Origin of the sequence: Escherichia sp. WS1152, assembly GCF_046487665.1 — a bacterium.
In the GTDB taxonomy this organism is placed as follows: Bacteria; Pseudomonadota; Gammaproteobacteria; order Enterobacterales; family Enterobacteriaceae; genus Escherichia; species Escherichia coli.
In genome coordinates this window covers 359,010-378,067 of sequence record NZ_JBJQJA010000002.1, presented here as the reverse complement: position 1 = coordinate 378,067, position 19,058 = coordinate 359,010, and the positions used below count along the sequence as shown (strand labels likewise).

General features: G+C 49.4%; 13 protein-coding genes. 6 read left to right on the top strand and 7 right to left on the bottom strand.

The genetic code is table 11. The annotated features are described in order from the left end of the window. Positions 1 to 3: 3 nt before the first annotated feature. The 3 genes from ACJHW7_RS05685 to gyrA form a co-directional block, all read right to left on the bottom strand. The gene (locus ACJHW7_RS05685) at positions 4 to 627 is read right to left on the bottom strand and encodes a DUF1175 domain-containing protein (protein ID WP_021556995.1); all 624 of its coding nucleotides are present in this window, start codon (positions 625 to 627) and stop codon (positions 4 to 6) included. Continuing rightward, positions 624 to 2,312 carry a DUF2138 domain-containing protein gene (locus ACJHW7_RS05680; protein WP_021556996.1) on the bottom strand — a complete coding sequence of 563 codons (1,689 nt, stop codon included), beginning with the start codon at positions 2,310 to 2,312 and terminating at the stop codon, positions 624 to 626. The genes ACJHW7_RS05685 and ACJHW7_RS05680 overlap by 4 nt, the downstream gene beginning before the upstream one ends. A gap of 148 nt (positions 2,313 to 2,460) precedes the next feature. Then, entirely contained in the window at positions 2,461 to 5,088 is a 2,628-nt protein-coding gene (gene gyrA / locus ACJHW7_RS05675; protein WP_001281225.1) for a DNA topoisomerase (ATP-hydrolyzing) subunit A, read from the bottom strand. 146 nt (positions 5,089 to 5,234) lie between these two features. Here gyrA and ubiG point away from each other — a divergent pair, with 146 nt between their 5' ends. Next, a complete protein-coding gene (ubiG, locus tag ACJHW7_RS05670) occupies positions 5,235 to 5,957 on the top strand; it encodes a bifunctional 2-polyprenyl-6-hydroxyphenol methylase/3-demethylubiquinol 3-O-methyltransferase UbiG (RefSeq protein WP_000990765.1) in 723 nt (240 codons plus the stop codon). Positions 5,958 to 6,097: 140 nt separating this feature from the next. On the opposite strand, the gene yfaL is transcribed toward ubiG, so the two are convergent. Together yfaL and ypaB are read right to left on the bottom strand one after the other, a co-directional pair. Next, positions 6,098 to 9,832: an AIDA-I family autotransporter adhesin YfaL/EhaC gene (gene yfaL / locus ACJHW7_RS05665; protein ID WP_021556997.1), complete on the bottom strand. Its 3,735-nt coding sequence runs from the start codon at positions 9,830 to 9,832 to the stop codon at positions 6,098 to 6,100. Between the two features lie 424 nt (positions 9,833 to 10,256). Beyond that, positions 10,257 to 10,400 (bottom strand): protein YpaB, encoded by a 144-nt coding sequence (gene ypaB, locus ACJHW7_RS05660; RefSeq protein WP_001300064.1) that lies wholly within the window; start codon positions 10,398 to 10,400, stop codon positions 10,257 to 10,259. Positions 10,401 to 10,527: 127 nt separating this feature from the next. Here ypaB and nrdA point away from each other — a divergent pair, with 127 nt between their 5' ends. The 3 genes from nrdA (at position 10,528) to yfaE (ending at position 14,430) form a co-directional block, all read left to right on the top strand. After that, complete coding sequence (nrdA, locus tag ACJHW7_RS05655) at positions 10,528 to 12,813, top strand: class 1a ribonucleoside-diphosphate reductase subunit alpha (RefSeq protein WP_001075172.1); 2,286 nt, start codon at positions 10,528 to 10,530, stop codon at positions 12,811 to 12,813. Between the two features lie 232 nt (positions 12,814 to 13,045). Continuing rightward, a complete protein-coding gene (gene nrdB / locus ACJHW7_RS05650) occupies positions 13,046 to 14,176 on the top strand; it encodes a class Ia ribonucleoside-diphosphate reductase subunit beta (RefSeq protein ID WP_000332036.1) in 1,131 nt (376 codons plus the stop codon). After that, on the top strand, positions 14,176 to 14,430 hold the full coding sequence (gene yfaE / locus ACJHW7_RS05645; protein WP_000135039.1) for a ferredoxin-like diferric-tyrosyl radical cofactor maintenance protein YfaE: 255 nt from the start codon (positions 14,176 to 14,178) through the stop codon (positions 14,428 to 14,430). The genes nrdB and yfaE overlap by 1 nt, the downstream gene beginning before the upstream one ends. A gap of 53 nt (positions 14,431 to 14,483) precedes the next feature. Here the strand turns inward: yfaE and inaA are convergent, their stop codons facing one another. Both inaA and ACJHW7_RS05635 read right to left on the bottom strand, forming a co-directional pair. Next, complete coding sequence (gene inaA, locus ACJHW7_RS05640; RefSeq protein WP_000301028.1) at positions 14,484 to 15,134, bottom strand: lipopolysaccharide kinase InaA; 651 nt, start codon at positions 15,132 to 15,134, stop codon at positions 14,484 to 14,486. An 80-nt stretch (positions 15,135 to 15,214) separates the two neighbouring features. Further along, on the bottom strand, positions 15,215 to 16,405 hold the full coding sequence (locus tag ACJHW7_RS05635) for an MFS transporter (RefSeq protein ID WP_000660231.1): 1,191 nt from the start codon (positions 16,403 to 16,405) through the stop codon (positions 15,215 to 15,217). Between the two features lie 151 nt (positions 16,406 to 16,556). On the opposite strand from ACJHW7_RS05635, the gene ACJHW7_RS05630 reads away from it, so the two are divergent. Both ACJHW7_RS05630 and ACJHW7_RS05625 read left to right on the top strand, forming a co-directional pair. Next, the gene (locus tag ACJHW7_RS05630) at positions 16,557 to 17,435 is read left to right on the top strand and encodes a LysR family transcriptional regulator (protein ID WP_000176738.1); all 879 of its coding nucleotides are present in this window, start codon (positions 16,557 to 16,559) and stop codon (positions 17,433 to 17,435) included. Between the two features lie 463 nt (positions 17,436 to 17,898). Continuing rightward, positions 17,899 to 18,969: a hypothetical protein gene (locus ACJHW7_RS05625; protein ID WP_021556999.1), complete on the top strand. Its 1,071-nt coding sequence runs from the start codon at positions 17,899 to 17,901 to the stop codon at positions 18,967 to 18,969. Positions 18,970 to 19,058 lie beyond the last annotated feature (89 nt).

Genomic DNA, 19,058 nt, shown 5'->3' with positions numbered 1-19,058 from the left:
CTGCTATCGCGCCAGAAAATTTAAACGATAAATGCCAATGAAATTGGGATTGGAATCGTTGGGTATCCATCGGGTGTCCTTCCATGTCATAAGTTGTTGCAGACTGACTGCGCGCATTCCGTTGTCAGTTTTCGTGGCGCTTCCGGTGTGGTAGATGACGTAACGCCCCATCCAGACCATTAAGTGCTGGGCATCGCCCTGATCGAAAAAAATCATATCGCCAGGCAGCGCCTGGTTTATGTCCTGGCCAATAAACTGGCTGTTGTACTGAATCAAATTAATCGCGGTCACGTAGGGGCCGGTTTTCCCGTTCCCCTGATTCCAGTTTTGCGCCAGTTGACGCTGTTCAGGTGTTAGCGTCATCTCTGGCGGCAAATACTGGCTAGATAAACCGTTACTTTTTAGCCATTTACTGTCGTGAACTTTCAGCGTCTCGTTCGCCGCAAATCGCACCAGGCCCGCACAATCCTGCTGATACCAGCGTGGACTTGGCCCCTGGCGGAGCTGTTCTTGTGCAATGCGTACAAACCAGGCGCGAAACTGCCCGGATTGTTCGACATTCAGCATTTCGCTATGGGCAACAACACAACACAGCCAGCAAATCAGCGCCAGCAGCCCGTGCCTCATAGCGGCTGCCAGGTTATGGTTAGCCACTGCCAGGCGGCACCGGGTTCCATCTGGGCCAGCTTCATGACATAACGCGGTTGTTGAGATAAAGCGTCCAGCTTCGGCATTAATAAAGTTTGTGCGGCGTTATAAAAAACCGGTTCGAGATTCTTCGGCAGACTGGTCAACGTTTCGTTACGCAGCAGTTTCGCCACGCCTTGTGGATTGATATAGAGCGGAACGATGCCATCAGTGGGTATTACATCCACCATTGCCGGGCGGGTTTTATTCAGTGTTTGCAGGGCGTTATTAACCAGCGTGTCATCGAGGGAGAAAAGCAGCGTTTTGTTTTGCATCGCCAGCGACACGCGGAAAAAATAATCCGACATTAATTGATCTGGTTGCGCCGCCTGCGCTTTCGGATACTGGCCGTATCGGGAACTCACTTCGCGACGCCAGATTTGCGCTTCGCCCTGCTGAGTCTGGCTTACCGGCAAAACACCTTCTGGCGCTTTGCTTTCGTGCGCACCAATATTTTGCGTAAACAGTTTCCCTGGCAATTGCGCCTGTTCGGCAGTGCCATCAAACTGACCGACAAACAGCGGGGTTTGCAATTTTGAGTCTTCATACCAGCACAGCCCCGCGGCACCGTCTAACGCCCCATTCAGCTTGTCGTTTTCCTGGCTGATGTGCGAAAGCATCTCTTCGGCAATACCGTGTGAATACGGCACCGCCACACAGAAGGTGGCCCCGGCAGGCATACTGTTCCAGACTGGCGTAAAATCGAAACTGGCATCTACGCTGGCGGATTCATCATTTAACGCCAGAAAGCTATGCCAGCCGTCGTTACCCATTTCGAAGCGTACGCCAGCAAAAGAAGGCATTAATCGCTGGTAGCCAAAACCCAGCAAATTTGCACTGACCACGATGCGCTGGCGTACTGGTGTTTTTCCGGTAGTACGCTCTTCAAGGCCAAAACTGGTTTCCCAGCGTTTCTTACCACTTAACAAATCACTTGCGATTGCCGTGGCTTCGGTATCCTGCTGGTCATCTTTAAACAGCATATCCGTACTGGAAAAAACCACCATCTTGTCCTGATAAGTCGCGAACATCAGGGCGTTATTGCCGTTATAGCGCAACTGATAAACAGGAATGGTTTCATTATTTAGCTTGATGCTACTGATTTCCGTTTTGCTTAACTGGCTGTCGCTGGTAGCGGCAAACAACAATGGCTCCAGCAGTTTGCTTAAACCACTGCGCTGGATCAGCACCATGTAATGTGAAAGATGGCCTTGTTTATCGTGCCACAGCGCCGCCTGCGCGGGCTGATCTAAGAGTGACGAAAAGAGCTTATCTTTCAGCGTGAGATCGTGTTCATAGACAATGCGGCGAATGCTGCCTTCAATGCCCAGACGATCGACATGATTCTGATAATAGAAAACGAAATCTTCGCTCAGAACATCGTGGAGAAACGGAATGGTGAGGAGATCTTTGGGAAGCTGGCTCAGAGAGTCGCTGTCGAGAAAGAGGTCCGGCTCATTGAGATCGATTTGCAGATTGTTGTGCACCACCAGCGGCGACAACGTTTTTTCTGGCCCACTGCCAGCATATTGCAACGCCCAGACGCCAGCGGAAAGCAGTGCTATTGCGCCAAAACCTACAAGACCATAGAACCGCCAGCCTTTCGCCTTTTTTTCACCACTCATTGCCACATTCCTTGTGTATAGCCAGCCATTTTTTACGGGCACAGCCAAACTTTACCGCGCCCTAATACGACAAAAGCCCAGACTTTGCAGCCTGGACTTTTCAATTCAAACAAGGGAGATAGCTCCCTTTTGGCATGAAGAAGTAAAATTATTCTTCTTCTGGCTCGTCGTCAACGTCCACTTCCGGAGCGATTTCATCGTCCCCTTCCGCGGCACTGCCGTCGATGGTATCCAGATCTTCCTCGTCAACCGGTTCAGCAACACGTTGCAGACCCACTACGTTTTCATCTTCCGCAGTACGGATGAGGATCACGCCCTGGGTGTTACGGCCCACGATGCTGATTTCCGAAACGCGAGTACGTACCAGCGTACCGGCATCGGTGATCATCATGATCTGGTCGCAGTCATCTACCTGCACCGCGCCAACCACTAAACCGTTACGTTCGGTAACCTTGATGGAGATAACCCCTTTCGTCGCACGCGACTTGGTTGGGTATTCCGCCACTGCGGTACGTTTACCATAACCGTTCTGCGTTGCGGTGAGGATTGCGCCATCGCCACGAGGCACGATCAGAGAGACCACTTTATCGCCTTCGCCTAAACGGATACCGCGCACACCGGTGGTGTTGCAGCCCATCGCACGGACGGAAGACTCTTTAAAGCGCACCACTTTACCTTCGGCGGAGAACAGCATTACTTCATCTTCGCCACTGGTCAGATCAACGCCGATCAGCTCATCGCCGTCAACCAGTTTGATCGCCACTTTACCGGCGGTACGCAGACGGTTGAATTCGGTGAGGACGGTTTTCTTCACAGTACCGTTAGCGGTCGCCATGAAGACTTTCACTCCTTCTTCAAACTCGGTCACCGGCAGGATCGCGGTGATACGTTCGTCCTGCTCCAGCGGCAGCAGGTTGACGATCGGACGACCGCGCGCGCCACGAGTGGCCTCCGGCAACTGGTAAACTTTCATCGAATAGACGCGACCACGGCTGGAGAAGCACAGAATATGGTCGTGCGTGTTCGCCACCAGCAGTCGGTCGATAAAGTCTTCTTCTTTAATACGTGCGGCAGATTTACCTTTCCCGCCACGACGCTGCGCTTCGTATTCAGAAAGCGGCTGATATTTAACGTAGCCCTGGTGAGAGAGCGTCACGACCACATCTTCCTGGGTGATCAGATCTTCCAGGTTGATGTCTGCGCTGTTGGCGGTGATTTCAGTACGACGTTTGTCACCGAACTGTTCACGAACTAGCTCCAGCTCTTCACGGATCACTTCCATCAGACGATCGGCGCTACCAAGAATACGCAACAGTTCCGCGATCTGATCCAGCAGCTCTTTGTATTCGTCGAGCAGTTTTTCGTGCTCAAGGCCGGTCAGTTTCTGCAAACGCAGATCCAGAATCGCCTGAGCTTGCTGTTCGGTCAGGTAGTACAGACCATCACGCACGCCGAACTCTGGCTCCAGCCATTCCGGACGCGCAGCATCGTCGCCAGCACGTTCCAGCATCGCGGCAACGTTGCCCAGCTGCCACGGATTAGCAACCAGCGCGGTTTTCGCTTCTGCAGGCGTAGGCGCATGACGGATCAGTTCGATGATCGGGTCGATGTTCGCCAGCGCCACGGCTAATGCTTCAAGGATATGCGCACGGTCGCGAGCTTTACGCAGTTCGAAAATAGTACGACGGGTCACTACTTCGCGGCGGTGACGAACAAACGCAGCGATGATGTCTTTCAGGTTCATGATCTTCGGCTGACCATGGTGCAATGCCACCATGTTGATACCGAAGGAAACCTGCAACTGGGTCTGGGAGTAGAGGTTGTTGAGTACCACTTCACCGACCGCATCGCGTTTCACTTCAATCACGATGCGCATACCGTCTTTGTCAGACTCGTCACGCAGCGCGCTGATGCCTTCCACGCGTTTTTCTTTTACCAGTTCCGCAATCTTCTCGATCAGGCGCGCTTTGTTCACCTGATACGGAATTTCGTGGACGATAATGGTTTCACGTCCGGTTTTGGCGTCAACTTCCACTTCAGCACGGGCGCGGATATATACCTTGCCGCGACCGGTACGGTAAGCTTCTTCGATACCGCGACGACCGTTGATGATTGCCGCCGTCGGGAAATCTGGCCCCGGAATGTGTTCCATCAGCCCTTCAATGCTGATGTCCTCATCATCGATATACGCCAGACAACCATTGATGACTTCCGTCAGGTTGTGCGGCGGGATGTTGGTTGCCATACCTACGGCGATACCGGAAGAACCGTTCACCAGCAGGTTAGGAATTTTGGTTGGCATGACGTCGGGAATTTTTTCCGTGCCGTCATAGTTATCAACGAAATCGACCGTCTCTTTTTCGAGATCGGCCATCAGTTCATGGGCAATTTTCGCCAGACGGATTTCCGTATAACGCATTGCCGCCGCAGAGTCGCCGTCGATGGAACCGAAGTTACCCTGACCGTCTACCAGCATGTAACGCAGCGAGAATGGCTGCGCCATACGGACGATCGTGTTATAAACCGCCAAGTCACCATGGGGATGGTATTTACCGATTACGTCACCAACGACACGGGCAGATTTTTTATAGGCTTTGTTCCAGTCATTGCCTAGTACGTTCATGGCGTAAAGTACGCGACGGTGTACCGGCTTCAGGCCATCTCGGACATCTGGCAGCGCACGGCCAACAATGACCGACATCGCATAATCCAGATAGGAGCTCTTCAGCTCTTCCTCAATGTTGACCGGTGTAATTTCTCTCGCAAGGTCGCTCATCTAACCGCTATCCCTCTACTGTATCCCGGATTCAAAGGTCGCAAATTATAACACAGCCGCGCAGATTGAGGTAAACCTATACGCTTTATTCACATCCAATGCCTGATATACTCGTTTGTCTTGCCAATTACGGAGTAGAAGTGCCAATGAATGCCGAAAAATCGCCGGTAAACCATAACGTAGACCACGAAGAGATCGCTAAATTTGAAGCCGTCGCCTCCCGCTGGTGGGATCTGGAAGGTGAGTTCAAACCGCTGCACCGCATTAACCCGCTGCGTCTGGGCTATATTGCCGAGCGTGCTGGCGGTTTATTTGGCAAAAAGGTGCTCGATGTCGGTTGTGGCGGCGGCATTCTGGCCGAGAGTATGGCGCGCGAAGGCGCGACGGTGACCGGTCTGGATATGGGCTTTGAGCCATTGCAGGTGGCAAAGCTGCACGCGCTGGAAAGCGGCATTCAGGTGGATTACGTGCAGGAAACCGTGGAAGAGCACGCGGCAAAACATGCCGGGCAGTATGATGTGGTGACCTGCATGGAGATGCTGGAGCACGTCCCTGATCCGCAGTCAGTGGTCAGAGCCTGTGCGCAACTGGTGAAACCGGGCGGCGATGTCTTTTTCTCGACGCTTAACCGCAACGGCAAGTCATGGCTGATGGCGGTGGTTGGCGCGGAATATATTTTGCGCATGGTGCCCAAAGGCACGCATGATGTGAAGAAGTTTATTAAACCGGCAGAGCTGCTTGGCTGGGTAGATCAGACAAGCCTTAAAGAGCGACATATAACCGGGCTACATTACAACCCGATCACTAATACTTTTAAACTCGGCCCCGGCGTGGATGTGAACTATATGCTGCACACGCAGAATAAGTGAGGTTGTTGTTTGGATTCATCCGGCAACCGCGCCAATGCCTGATGCGACGCTTGCCGCGTCTTATCAGGCCTACAAATGCTCTCCGTAGGCCAGATAAGGCGTTTACGCCGCATCCGGCAATAGTGATGGTCAGACAGCGATTACCATTTCACCGTCATCGACAAAAACCCTGCCGTCTGGGCAAAATCATCACTCCCTTTCTGCCACGCCACGCTGCCGCGCAGGGACACTCGCTGACTGATATTGCCCGTGACTCCCACTTTTATTTCACCCCGTTGCTTCACCGCATCGTCACTGATAGTGCTGCCATCCTCTTCAATTTCCGTCGAATGGGGATCGTGATAATAATTCAGATCTAATGTTGGTATGACATGAACAGCGGTACGCCATTCGCTGTGTAAACCCAGCCGCGTCTGAATATCATCACCCTGCGATTGTGACACGCGCGCACGGTTAGCGGCGGTAAAATCATCCTGCTGCACGCCCTGATAAATCACCTGCGCCTGCGGTTCAATCACCACACCACGCCCCGGTAACCACTGATACCCCGCTTCCAGCGAGGCGATAATCCCCGACGAATGGTAATGATCCACGCCATCTTCATGTTCAGAAACATCATTGCTAAACCACGCGTACTGCAACCAGTTATCCAGCCAGGCCCCCTGCTTCTGATTACCGTGCTGAAACCAGCTTGAGGTTAGCCCAACGGCATAACCGTGGTTCTGGTTATCGGCGCGAGTTCCGGTCATACTCGAGCGGCTGTCGCCCTGGTTATCGCTGTAGCCACCAACAATCCCAAGCATCCACTCGCCATCCGTGCCCCAGCGCCCCCTAAACAGGTCACCGCTAAGCTGCACCGTAGAAGTGTCTTCATGCTGAGCCAGTTGCCCTGCCGCTGTGTAATGATAATCTCCGCCGATAACACGTAAATTCAGCGTCTGACCATCGCCACCAGCGTGATCGCGTCGCTCCATCATAAACGCCTGATTTGCCGCCCGCAGGTTATTGAGATAACCGCCAACTTTGGCATTCAACACCGGCTGGTAAGCGGGGATTGGATCGGGTGTTGGGTCAGGATCGGGGGTTGGGTCCGGGTCTGGATCAGGTGGCGATGGCGGCGTTACTTCTTGCGATCGCAGATACCAGTCGTTGTTATCTTCCACCAGCGTGTAGTCATACGCTCCCATGTTGACGTAGCCGCTGCCTGCCAGACTGAACTGCGCATTGTTTTGAAACTGCGTGGGATCAGCTGCGAAATCAACCACTTTAATGCCTGTCGATGTCGGCTCACCAATCCCTGTAATGGAGTTAACCACCACAGTTGTGTTGCCAGCAGTATTACCGTTCAACACCAACTGGTCGCTTGCTGAGTCATCGCCGTTTAATTCGCTGTCGAACAGTAACGTACCGCCGCCGGTGTAATCACCGTTTACCGTCAGCGTATCGCCAGCGACGCCATTTTGCAGGCTGACCGCACCGGTCGTATTGGTCAGATTGCCATTAACTGTTACGTCGGAAAGATAAGTCAGGCTGTCAGTTTCAAGGTTGGTATTAAGCTCACCTGTCAATGTCACGCCATCGGTGGCATTCACCAGCGTACCATCGCCGTTAAACAGTGAGGCATCAAGGTCGACGGAAGTATCCTGCCCGGTCAGGCGCAAAACCGTACCATTGCTGATGTCGATAGTGCCGCTGGAAGTAGCATCAATTGACTGAATATCCTGATCCGCGCCAGTAACGAACGTTGCCCCGTCACCGACCCATAGCGACGAAGCATAAGGGAAGATATCCGCAACATCACCTTGCAGCGTGCCCTCTTCTACTCTCACCGCTGACTGCGTTGTACCGCTGGCGGTCAGCTCCAGTGTACCCGCCCCCGTTTTCGTCAATGTGCTACCCTCATCCTGATGTTGCCCGCTGCTGTCAGCCATCAGTGCGCCCCACTGCGTGTCTACCCCCGCATCAACTGCCACTTCACCGTCGGCGCGCATTTCAATATCACGCCCATGCTCAGTCGTTGTAGAGCGAGTATCGACATTGGCAGTAATCTCCATCACGCTTTCTTGTTGATTATCGGTAAAGATAACCTGGCGGTTGTAATGGGTATCTCCAAGCTGCGAGTTGTCGCTCACCATCAGCGTACCGGAGGCGATTTGCGTTGTGCCGAGGTATTGATTGTCATTTGCCAGGCGGACCTGCCCGTCACCCGCATCGATCACCACGTAGACGCCATCTTTCCCGTCACCGCCGATATGCATATCGTTTCCGCCTGCAAGATCTACCACATCCTGACTGCCGATAACCGTTCCGCTGCTGCCGCTGACTTCAAGGCCATCTTTGTATGATGTACCGCTCTGCCAGGTGGAGAAATCAGAGAGATCGAGCACACCGCCGTTTAAAACGATCGACTGCGGATCGTCCTGGAGAGCGGCAAGATCTGCCGCGTCGCCTTCCAGCGAAAGCACCGCACCAGCATCCACCACTATATCGCCGGTTAGCGCCATCGACGACGCTCCCGCCAGCACATAGCTGCCGTTTTGCGCAATGGTGAGCTGACCAGCACCTTCGATGGTGCCAGCAAAACTGCCTTCATTAACAGTAACATTGCCACCAGCATCGATATTTAAAGTACCATTCTGAAAGCCCGTCAATGAGTGCACAAAAGTTTGTTGGGTGGAGCCAACATTTAGCTCTGCCTGATTCTGGTACTTATCAATACTCCCTATCGTCAGACCGTAGCAGTCTTGCGGATCGTCCTGGCAATGAGTATCGCCGACATTCATCAGGGAGTTGCTGCGGCCCAGGATAACTTCACCGTTTTCAATCTGCATCTCACCAGTAAAGTCATTGTTATCTGCATTAAGTACCAGATCGCCGGAACCTGTTTTGGTGATTAACCCGGTACCAGCAATAGAGTCAACAGCTCCGTCATTCTCTGTATTGCCAATAACCAGCGTTTTTCCGTCGGCAATATCAAAGGTAACTTCACTTAAGCCGAGATACATAAAGCCACCCGCCGCAGAGGAAGGACCATCTCCATAGCCTGCTGCGCTATTGTTCTCATCGACTAACACGCCTCCGTTCTGGCTGTAGCTGTCATCAACAGAAATATCAATAAGATAGGGAGCCGTCGCGCTATTGGTATATATCGCCCCGCCATAACCTTCGGCAGTGTTATTTGTAAAGGCAGTGTTATTTATTATCGTATAACCTGAAGGATGCTTGCTGTCGCTATTATTATCTGTGACATCGATTGCGCCGCCATCGCCATCACTGTAACTTGTTGATGTATATGCCTGGTTATTGTTAAAAACATCATCACTTAAATAGATATCATTATTGATGGTATAAATTGCACCACCTTTGCCGTCATTAGCGATGTTATTGCGAAACACGGCGTTAGTGACACGTAAATCGATGGCACCGGTATCGTTAGTACCAGAAGAATAGATTGCGCCACCATAGCCGCCTGCGACGTTACCAGAAAAAATAACATCAGTAAGATTCAGCGTTGAGTTTTCTTTAGCAAATATTGCCCCGCCGTTATTATATTCTCCTGAAACGGTGTTATTGGCAAACAGAGTCATTCCAGTTTCATTTTCTGGTGATAATGTAAATTCCGCTCCTTGTTGCAAAAATACGGCCCCACCGCTGGCATTATTGGTCATATCCGAAAAAACCAGCCATTGCCCATCGGCGATACTCCAGACCTGCGTAATGCCTGAAAGGCTTTGCCTGCTGGCGTGACAACTCGCTTTGATATCATATCCCTGGCATAAATCAATGGCCGCCGCGACACCGTTAGCAGAGAAAAGAGATGCAATCATTGACGGGAGTAGAGATAAATACTCCTTGCGTAGAAAGATAATCCGCATATTAATCTGACCATCATTTTATATAAGACGGCATATTTAAACGCATTATACAATATGGGTTATCTTTCTTTTGTAAATTGTCCAACCCGATGCAATAGCTATTTTGTTATTATTTGATGAATAGTATCAGTGCGTCATCATTCAAGTTAATAACCTTAAGGGATACCAGTTATATTTAAACTAAATTAAAGTAATGAATAATTTTCTTATAATATAAGGTAAATTAACAAAATGGCTTCGCATTTAACAATAACCGAATAGAAAACAACCATTTCGACATCAACAATCGCTTACATTCGCTTATATATTGACCACAACTGATACATCAGATTATGTGATGACTCGTGCTTAGATCAATTTTTGCAATCATTAGCAAAAAGATTAATAAACCATCTATATCAATTTATCCAACCTATTCTGCCGTTCAAGAAATCGCCGAACAGTTATTTTTAACAAATTTTTCTCTTCCCATTGACTTTCCCGGACACCTTGTCTGACCTAAGGTGCGCGAAAGCCACTTTTTCCTTCCTGAGTTATCCACAAAGTTATGCACTTGCAAGAGGGCCATTTTCACACTATCTTGCAGTGAATCCCAAACATACCCCCTATATATAGTGTTCTAAGCAGCTTCCCGTACTACAGGTAGTCTGCACGAAACTATTGCGGAAAGAATTCCAAAAACAGGTACGACATACATGAATCAGAATCTGCTGGTGACAAAGCGCGACGGTAGCACAGAGCGCATCAATCTCGACAAAATCCATCGCGTTCTGGATTGGGCGGCAGAAGGACTGCATAACGTTTCGATTTCCCAGGTCGAGCTGCGCTCCCACATTCAGTTTTATGACGGTATCAAGACCTCTGACATCCACGAAACTATTATCAAGGCTGCCGCAGACCTGATCTCCCGTGATGCGCCGGATTATCAGTATCTCGCCGCGCGCCTGGCGATCTTCCACCTGCGTAAAAAAGCCTACGGCCAGTTTGAGCCGCCTGCGCTGTACGACCACGTGGTGAAAATGGTCGAGATGGGCAAATACGATAATCATCTGCTGGAAGACTACACGGAAGAAGAGTTCAAGCAGATGGACACGTTTATCGATCACGACCGTGATATGACCTTCTCTTATGCTGCCGTTAAGCAACTGGAAGGCAAATATCTGGTACAGAACCGCGTGACCGGCGAAATCTACGAAAGCGCCCAGTTCCTTTATATTCTGGTTGCCGCGTGCCTGTTCTCGAACTACCCGCGTGAAACGCGCCTGCAATATGTGAAGCGTTTTTACGACGCGGTTTCCACATTTAAAATTTCGCTGCCGACGCCAATCATGTCCGGCGTGCGTACCCCGACTCGTCAGTTCAGCTCCTGCGTACTGATCGAGTGCGGCGACAGCCTGGATTCCATCAACGCCACCTCCAGCGCGATTGTGAAATATGTTTCCCAGCGTGCCGGGATCGGCATCAACGCCGGGCGTATTCGTGCGCTGGGTAGCCCGATTCGCGGTGGCGAAGCGTTCCATACCGGCTGCATTCCGTTCTACAAACATTTCCAGACTGCGGTGAAATCCTGCTCCCAGGGCGGCGTGCGCGGCGGTGCGGCAACGCTGTTCTACCCGATGTGGCATCTGGAAGTGGAAAGCCTACTGGTGTTGAAAAACAACCGTGGTGTGGAAGGCAACCGCGTGCGCCATATGGACTACGGGGTACAGATCAACAAACTGATGTATACCCGCCTGCTGAAAGGTGAAGATATCACCCTGTTCAGCCCGTCCGACGTACCGGGGCTGTACGACGCATTCTTCGCCGATCAGGAAGAGTTTGAACGCCTGTATACCAAATATGAGAAAGACGACAGCATCCGCAAGCAGCGTGTGAAAGCCGTTGAGCTGTTCTCGCTGATGATGCAGGAACGTGCGTCTACCGGTCGTATCTATATTCAGAACGTTGACCACTGCAATACCCATAGCCCGTTTGATCCGGCCATCGCGCCAGTGCGTCAGTCTAACCTGTGCCTGGAGATAGCCCTGCCGACCAAACCGCTGAACGACGTCAACGACGAGAACGGTGAAATCGCGCTGTGTACGCTGTCTGCTTTCAACCTGGGCGCAATTAATAGCCTGGATGAACTGGAAGAGCTGGCAATTCTGGCGGTTCGTGCACTTGACGCGCTGCTGGATTATCAGGATTACCCGATCCCGGCCGCCAAACGTGGAGCGATGGGTCGTCGTACGCTGGGTATTGGTGTGATCAACTTCGCTTACTACCTGGCGAAGCATGGTAAACGCTACTCCGACGGCAGCGCCAACAACCTGACGCATAAAACCTTCGAAGCGATTCAGTATTACCTGCTGAAAGCGTCTAATGAGCTGGCGAAAGAGCAAGGCGCGTGCCCGTGGTTTAACGAAACCACTTACGCGAAAGGGATCCTGCCGATCGATACCTATAAGAAAGATCTGGATACCATCGCTAATGAGCCGCTGCATTACGACTGGGAAGCTCTGCGTGAGTCAATCAAAACGCACGGCCTGCGTAACTCCACGCTTTCTGCTCTGATGCCGTCCGAGACTTCTTCGCAGATCTCTAACGCCACTAACGGTATTGAACCGCCGCGCGGTTACGTCAGCATCAAAGCGTCGAAAGACGGTATTCTGCGCCAGGTGGTGCCGGACTACGAGCATCTGCACGACGCCTATGAGCTGCTGTGGGAAATGCCGGGTAACGATGGCTACCTGCAACTGGTAGGTATCATGCAGAAATTTATCGATCAGTCGATCTCTGCTAACACCAACTACGATCCGTCACGTTTCCCGTCAGGAAAAGTGCCGATGCAGCAGTTGCTGAAAGACCTGCTCACCGCCTACAAATTCGGGGTCAAAACGCTGTATTATCAGAACACCCGTGACGGCGCTGAAGACGCGCAGGACGATCTGGTGCCGTCAATCCAGGACGATGGCTGCGAAAGCGGCGCATGTAAGATCTGATATTGAGATGCCGGATGCGGCGTAAACGCCTCATCCGGCCTACGGCTCGGTTTGTAGGCCTGATAAGACGCGCCAGCGTCGCATCAGGCTCCGGGTGCCGGATGCAGCGTGAACGCCTTATCCGGCCTACGGCTCGAATTTGTAGGCCTGATAAGACGCGCCAGCGTCGCATCAGGCACAGGATGCGGCGTAAAATGCCTTATCCGGCATTAACTCCCAACAGGACACACTCATGGCATATACCACCTTTTCACAGACGAAAAATGATCAGCTCAAAGAACCGATGTTCTTTGGTCAGCCGGTCAACGTGGCTCGCTACGATCAGCAAAAATATGACATCTTCGAAAAGCTGATCGAAAAGCAGCTCTCTTTCTTCTGGCGTCCGGAAGAAGTTGACGTTTCTCGTGACCGTATCGATTACCAGGCGCTGCCTGAACACGAAAAACACATCTTTATCAGCAACCTGAAATATCAGACGCTGCTGGACTCCATTCAGGGTCGTAGCCCGAACGTGGCACTGCTGCCGCTGATCTCGATCCCGGAACTGGAAACCTGGGTAGAAACCTGGGCGTTCTCAGAAACGATTCATTCCCGTTCCTATACTCATATCATTCGTAATATCGTTAACGATCCGTCTGTTGTGTTTGACGATATCGTCACCAACGAGCAGATCCAGAAACGTGCGGAAGGGATCTCCAGCTACTACGATGAGCTGATCGAAATGACCAGCTACTGGCACCTGCTGGGCGAAGGCACCCACACTGTTAACGGTAAAACCGTGACCGTTAGCCTGCGCGAGCTGAAGAAAAAACTGTATCTCTGCCTGATGAGCGTTAACGCGCTGGAAGCGATCCGCTTCTACGTCAGCTTTGCTTGTTCCTTTGCCTTTGCAGAACGCGAACTGATGGAAGGCAACGCCAAAATTATTCGCCTGATTGCCCGCGACGAAGCCCTGCACCTGACCGGTACTCAGCATATGCTGAATCTGCTGCGCAGCGGCGCGGACGATCCTGAGATGGCGGAAATTGCCGAAGAGTGTAAGCAGGAATGCTATGACCTGTTTGTTCAGGCGGCACAACAGGAGAAAGACTGGGCGGATTATCTGTTCCGTGACGGTTCGATGATTGGTCTGAATAAAGACATTCTCTGCCAGTACGTTGAATACATCACCAATATCCGTATGCAGGCGGTTGGTTTGGATCTGCCGTTCCAGACGCGCTCCAACCCGATCCCGTGGATCAACACCTGGCTGGTGTCTGATAACGTGCAGGTTGCTCCGCAGGAAGTGGAAGTCAGTTCTTATCTGGTCGGGCAGATTGACGCGGAAGTGGACACCGACGATTTGAGTAACTTCCAGCTCTGATGGCCCGCGTTACCCTGCGCATTACTGGCACACAACTGCTGTGCCAGGATGAACACCCTTCCCTTCTGGCGGCGCTGGAATCCCACAATGTGGCGGTTGAGTACCAGTGCCGCGAAGGTTACTGCGGCTCCTGTCGCACCCGACTGGTCGCAGGCCAGGTGGACTGGATTGCCGAACCGTTAGCTTTTATTCAGCCGGGGGAAATTTTGCCCTGTTGTTGCCGGGCAAAAGGCGATATTGAAATCGAGTTGTGATCGGGTACTAGCGCCAGATACGACGCTTACGCGTATTATCTGGCCTACAACGATTACATGGCGTAGTAATACGCTTTTACCTGCTCCCAGTCCGCTTTGGGGATCGGCTCCAGATATTTTTCCAGCTGGCGGAAGTCATGATTAATCGCTTTATCGCGACGCAAGCGGCGACGACTTTTCTCCAGATCAAGAAAACCAGCTTCTGCCTTACCTTCTGTTTTCACATAGATATGGCGAACATAACAACAGCCATGCTGACGATTAACGCTATGCATTTTCTTAAACGCCAGCGCCACTGCTTTCAACATGGCTTGCCGTACTTCGTCAGAATAGGGCGTTACTGCATGCTGGGCATACCAGTCAGCAATGCTGATGAACCCCGCCATATCTTCAGTCACCAGCAACGCGCGCCATTCCCCCTCAATTTTCACCGCTTCACCAAAAACGATCTTCGGCACGATGACACCGGCCCGTTCCAGTTCTTTAATTACCGCAACCTCACGGACAATCGTTGGTCGGCCGAAAGGATAACGTACGGAATGAAACAGATGATGCGTCATGCGCTTTACATATAGCTTTTTGCCGTTGCGCTCGACGCATTGCACCCCGCTCATACCATTACGGCGATAGTTAGGCTCTTCAACCCAGTCGCCCTCTGTTGCCCACCAGTGATTAAATTCGTCGTGCTTTGCTGAAACTGCCATACCCTATCGCCTGTCATTTTTTATTAACGACAATGACTATAGGTGGTTACCTGCGAAAAATCTTAATGAAACGTGTCGTATTAATGAATTTCTTTTGCCACTACTAGCGCGACACCGCTTTTACCCTTCATTTGCAGCGCATAGACTCCACCAGCCACTACCACTAATAGTGCGCCCAGCAGATAAATCATTCGGTAGCCAGTATGTGCAACCATCATCCCCATCACACAGGCTCCCAGCGCCAGGCCTGCATCCATCGCATTGAAGAAGAGGGAGTTTGCGACACCGATTTTATGCGGTTCCACTGAACTGATAATCTGCGTCTGAAAAACTGGCGTCACGGAACCATACCCGATACCAATCAACGCGCCAGAAACGACCATCATTACGCTGCCCTGGGTGTAGCCGAGAACCACCAGCCCAACCGTAAAGAACAGCAGGCAGGGGTAAACCACATATTTCGGGCCTTTTTTGTCGCAAACATTGCCGGTGAAGGTACGGCAGATCATCAGGAAGATGGCGTAGCAGAGCAGGAAATTACTGGCCGCCGACATCAGATTAAGTTCGCGGGCGTAAAGCGCCAGAAAGGCAGAAACCCCGGCATACGAAAAGGTCATAAAGAATGTAACCATGGCAAACGGCAATGCCGCGCGATCGAACATTGCGGCGAAGCCCATCTTTGGCTTTGAACCGTCGGCATGGCTGATAACCGGCGGCACGGTCATAATCAGCGACAGGATAATCCCCACCGCCGCAACGCCAGTACATAACCAGAAAGCCATATTAAAGGCCTCCCAGCGCGCCATATTCAGGCCAATCCACGGCCCGACCACCATTGCCAGCCCCATTGCCAGAGAGAAAAAACTGATGCCCTCCCCACGTCGGGAGGCCGGGATCAGCCGCGCGGAAATCGTTCCCTTTACCGTTGTGATAACCCCGAAGGTAATACCATGAAGCACCCTAATAAAAAGCAGTGATTCTATTGAGTGGCAAAAAGGATACAGCGCAGTGACCACCAAAAAGGCCAGAGAAGAGAGCACCAGAATAGTTTTATTCGAATATTTACCCACCCATTGCCCGGCAAAGGGTCGAATAACAATCGCCGCAATTAAAAATAAAGTCACCAACAAACCTGCTTTATCAGGAGAGGCATGCAAGCGGTCAGAGATATAAATTGGCAACAATGTTAGTAAAACATAAAAGACGAAGAAAATAATAAAGCTGATGATGGTTATTGCCCAAAAATCCTTCGTCCATAACTTCTCTTTCATACCCTACCGCCTGTCAGGATGACGCACGCAGACAACACTCCCGTTACTGCGGTTGCGTCAAATTGTGATGTACTTTGCAGAACAGAAGTATAAATGGCGGCATGCTATTAGAGAAATTAATCGTTTTAATATTATTGATTAGCAAACTCTAATGACTCTTACCCAAATAAATTCTTTACTCGCCGTGCTGGATTACGGTGGCTTTACTGAAGCCAGCAAGCGATTGTTCATGACGCAGTCGGCGGTAAGTCAGGCAATTGCTGCCCTCGAACAAGAACTTGGTGTGAATATACTGTTACGCGATCGCCGTAAAGCTATACAACTGACCACAGCAGGTCACCGCATTGTGCAACATCTGCGCGCCATTAATCGGGAAGTTAACGCAGTAAAAGAGATAGCCGAGCAGGAAAAGCAGAACCCTCAAAGAACGCTGAGACTTGGTTGTTTCCCCAGCGTCTGCGCCTGTATCTTACCGGTTGTGATTCGCTACTTTGAAATTCATCATCCGAATATAAAAATTATTCCTTTTGAGGAAAATAGCACAGCGATTATTGATTCGCTTCAGAATGAATCCATTGATGCCGGTTTTGTTCATTTTCCGGTGAGCGGAATGTACTCCGTGCCCATTTATCAGGATAAATTCACCGTAGTGTTACCGCCCAACCATGCTCTGGCAAAAAACAGCACTATTACAGTGGAAGAATTAATGGGTGAACCATTAATCATTAGTAAAGGACGCTATGAATTAAGCATTATGGCACTATTTAAAGAAAAGAATATTACCCCACAGATAAAATATGAATTTAATCACCCGGATACAGCGATCAGTTTTATTCGACAGGGATTAGGCATCGCCTTATTACCAGAGTTAACGCTGAAAACCATTGCAGATGAATTGTGTTCCGTTCCTCTCGAACCAACCTTCTATCGACAGATTTCGTTGCTGGCTAAAGAAAAGCCGGTAGAAGGCAGTCCACTGTTTTTACTACAAATGTGTACGGAACAACTAGTGGTGAGTGGAAAAATTTGATGTAAGACATGAGATTGATGACAAATGCAAGACTGCCTGATTCGCCACACTTAGTTGTACTATAGCCTTTACCAGGCGTAATAATTCGTTTTCACCTGATTTTGGCCCACTTTGTGAATTGGCGATATATTTATCCAGTTGGGAGAAGTGACAATGACTCCAGGTAGAAACCGGTATGAAGCGCCCGACTCACCGTCAAATCCGATTGTTGAGAGTAATGACACTCCGGCGAACAGTACACAGTTTACTCTGGAGCCATTCTCAATCTTCAAGTGGGATACCTAATAACTTGTCAGGGAAGTTATCAATATCTGTTTGTTACTTATTACCGTATTTATTAACAATAATGATACTTTCTAACATGCGTAAAGGTCTTCGTAATAAAATGAGCTAAATTTGATAGTGAATATATTCTGCAAAGATTAAATTGTATCTTGTTAACTCACAATACAAGGAATCATTTATGCCAAATACATCTATTCACTTATCTCGCTGTAATATTTTACAAAATAATAAATTGCAACCAGCAGAAATTTACAAAGAATCACAACAAACCGCCAAACTTGAGTTTTTTTGCGATGAGTTTCTAAAAATATCTCAAAGTAGATACGGGTTATCAACCTCAACAGACAGCATAGCTAATTTATTGGCTTTTTTCACGAAAGCCTCAGATGCAATTGATAGTATCAAGACCCAAAAAATTGACGTTCACAGTTATGGTTTCGTACCAATAAGACATTTTGTCGAACATGTCATAACGTATAAAAATGAATTTGCAGCGGATTATGAACCCTATACCCTTACCTTTACCCGAGGTGAAAACAACGAAGGTATTTTGAGTGTCGAAAGCAAAGAAGGGTTTATTTCACAAAGAACAATAAACTTAAATGAATATGAAACTGCAATTAACATCATCAATGAACATGTTATAAAAGAAAATATCCACAACACGGTCCAGTCACCGACAGAAAAAGACATTTCAAAAATAAACAGCTCTGATAAACCTTATAAAACCAGCAGTAAGGAAAGTATTAAAAGTCAACTTTACAGCGATCAAAAAAATATACAGACCTGCTACTACATTCTGAGAAAAAATACAGAATGGTACAAATACGCATCCTCCGAGGAACGCTATGATAAATTCAAGAATTCTTCTAAGGAAATTAAAAATACCTACAAGCAAATTGTACAAGCGCAGAAAAAATTGAACCAAATGAAATACATCAATAAATTAAGTGGTGAGCTTATCGATATCACCGACAAAAAGTTAGCACCATTAATAAATGATAGTTTCAGCTATACACGAGATTTCTTTGCTTACTCAAAACAGGAAAAAAATATCTTCACATTTGATAATTCTAAGTTTGTAGATCCAAAGGAAAAAGAAGGTTTAATGGTACAACACAGCAATGGGAAACTGGTTATTACTGGTAAATATTGCCCTGAAGGTGTGCAAACAGCATTCACCCAAGAACAATATGATAAATTAATAAGATACATTAATATTTTCTTTACCTTTCCGAAATTAGAATAATACTTTACAGTATAAACTGCATTACAATTTATTATTGAGACCTATTCATACTGTTTAAAGAATAACAATGCCCAGTGTTAGCTTTTTTA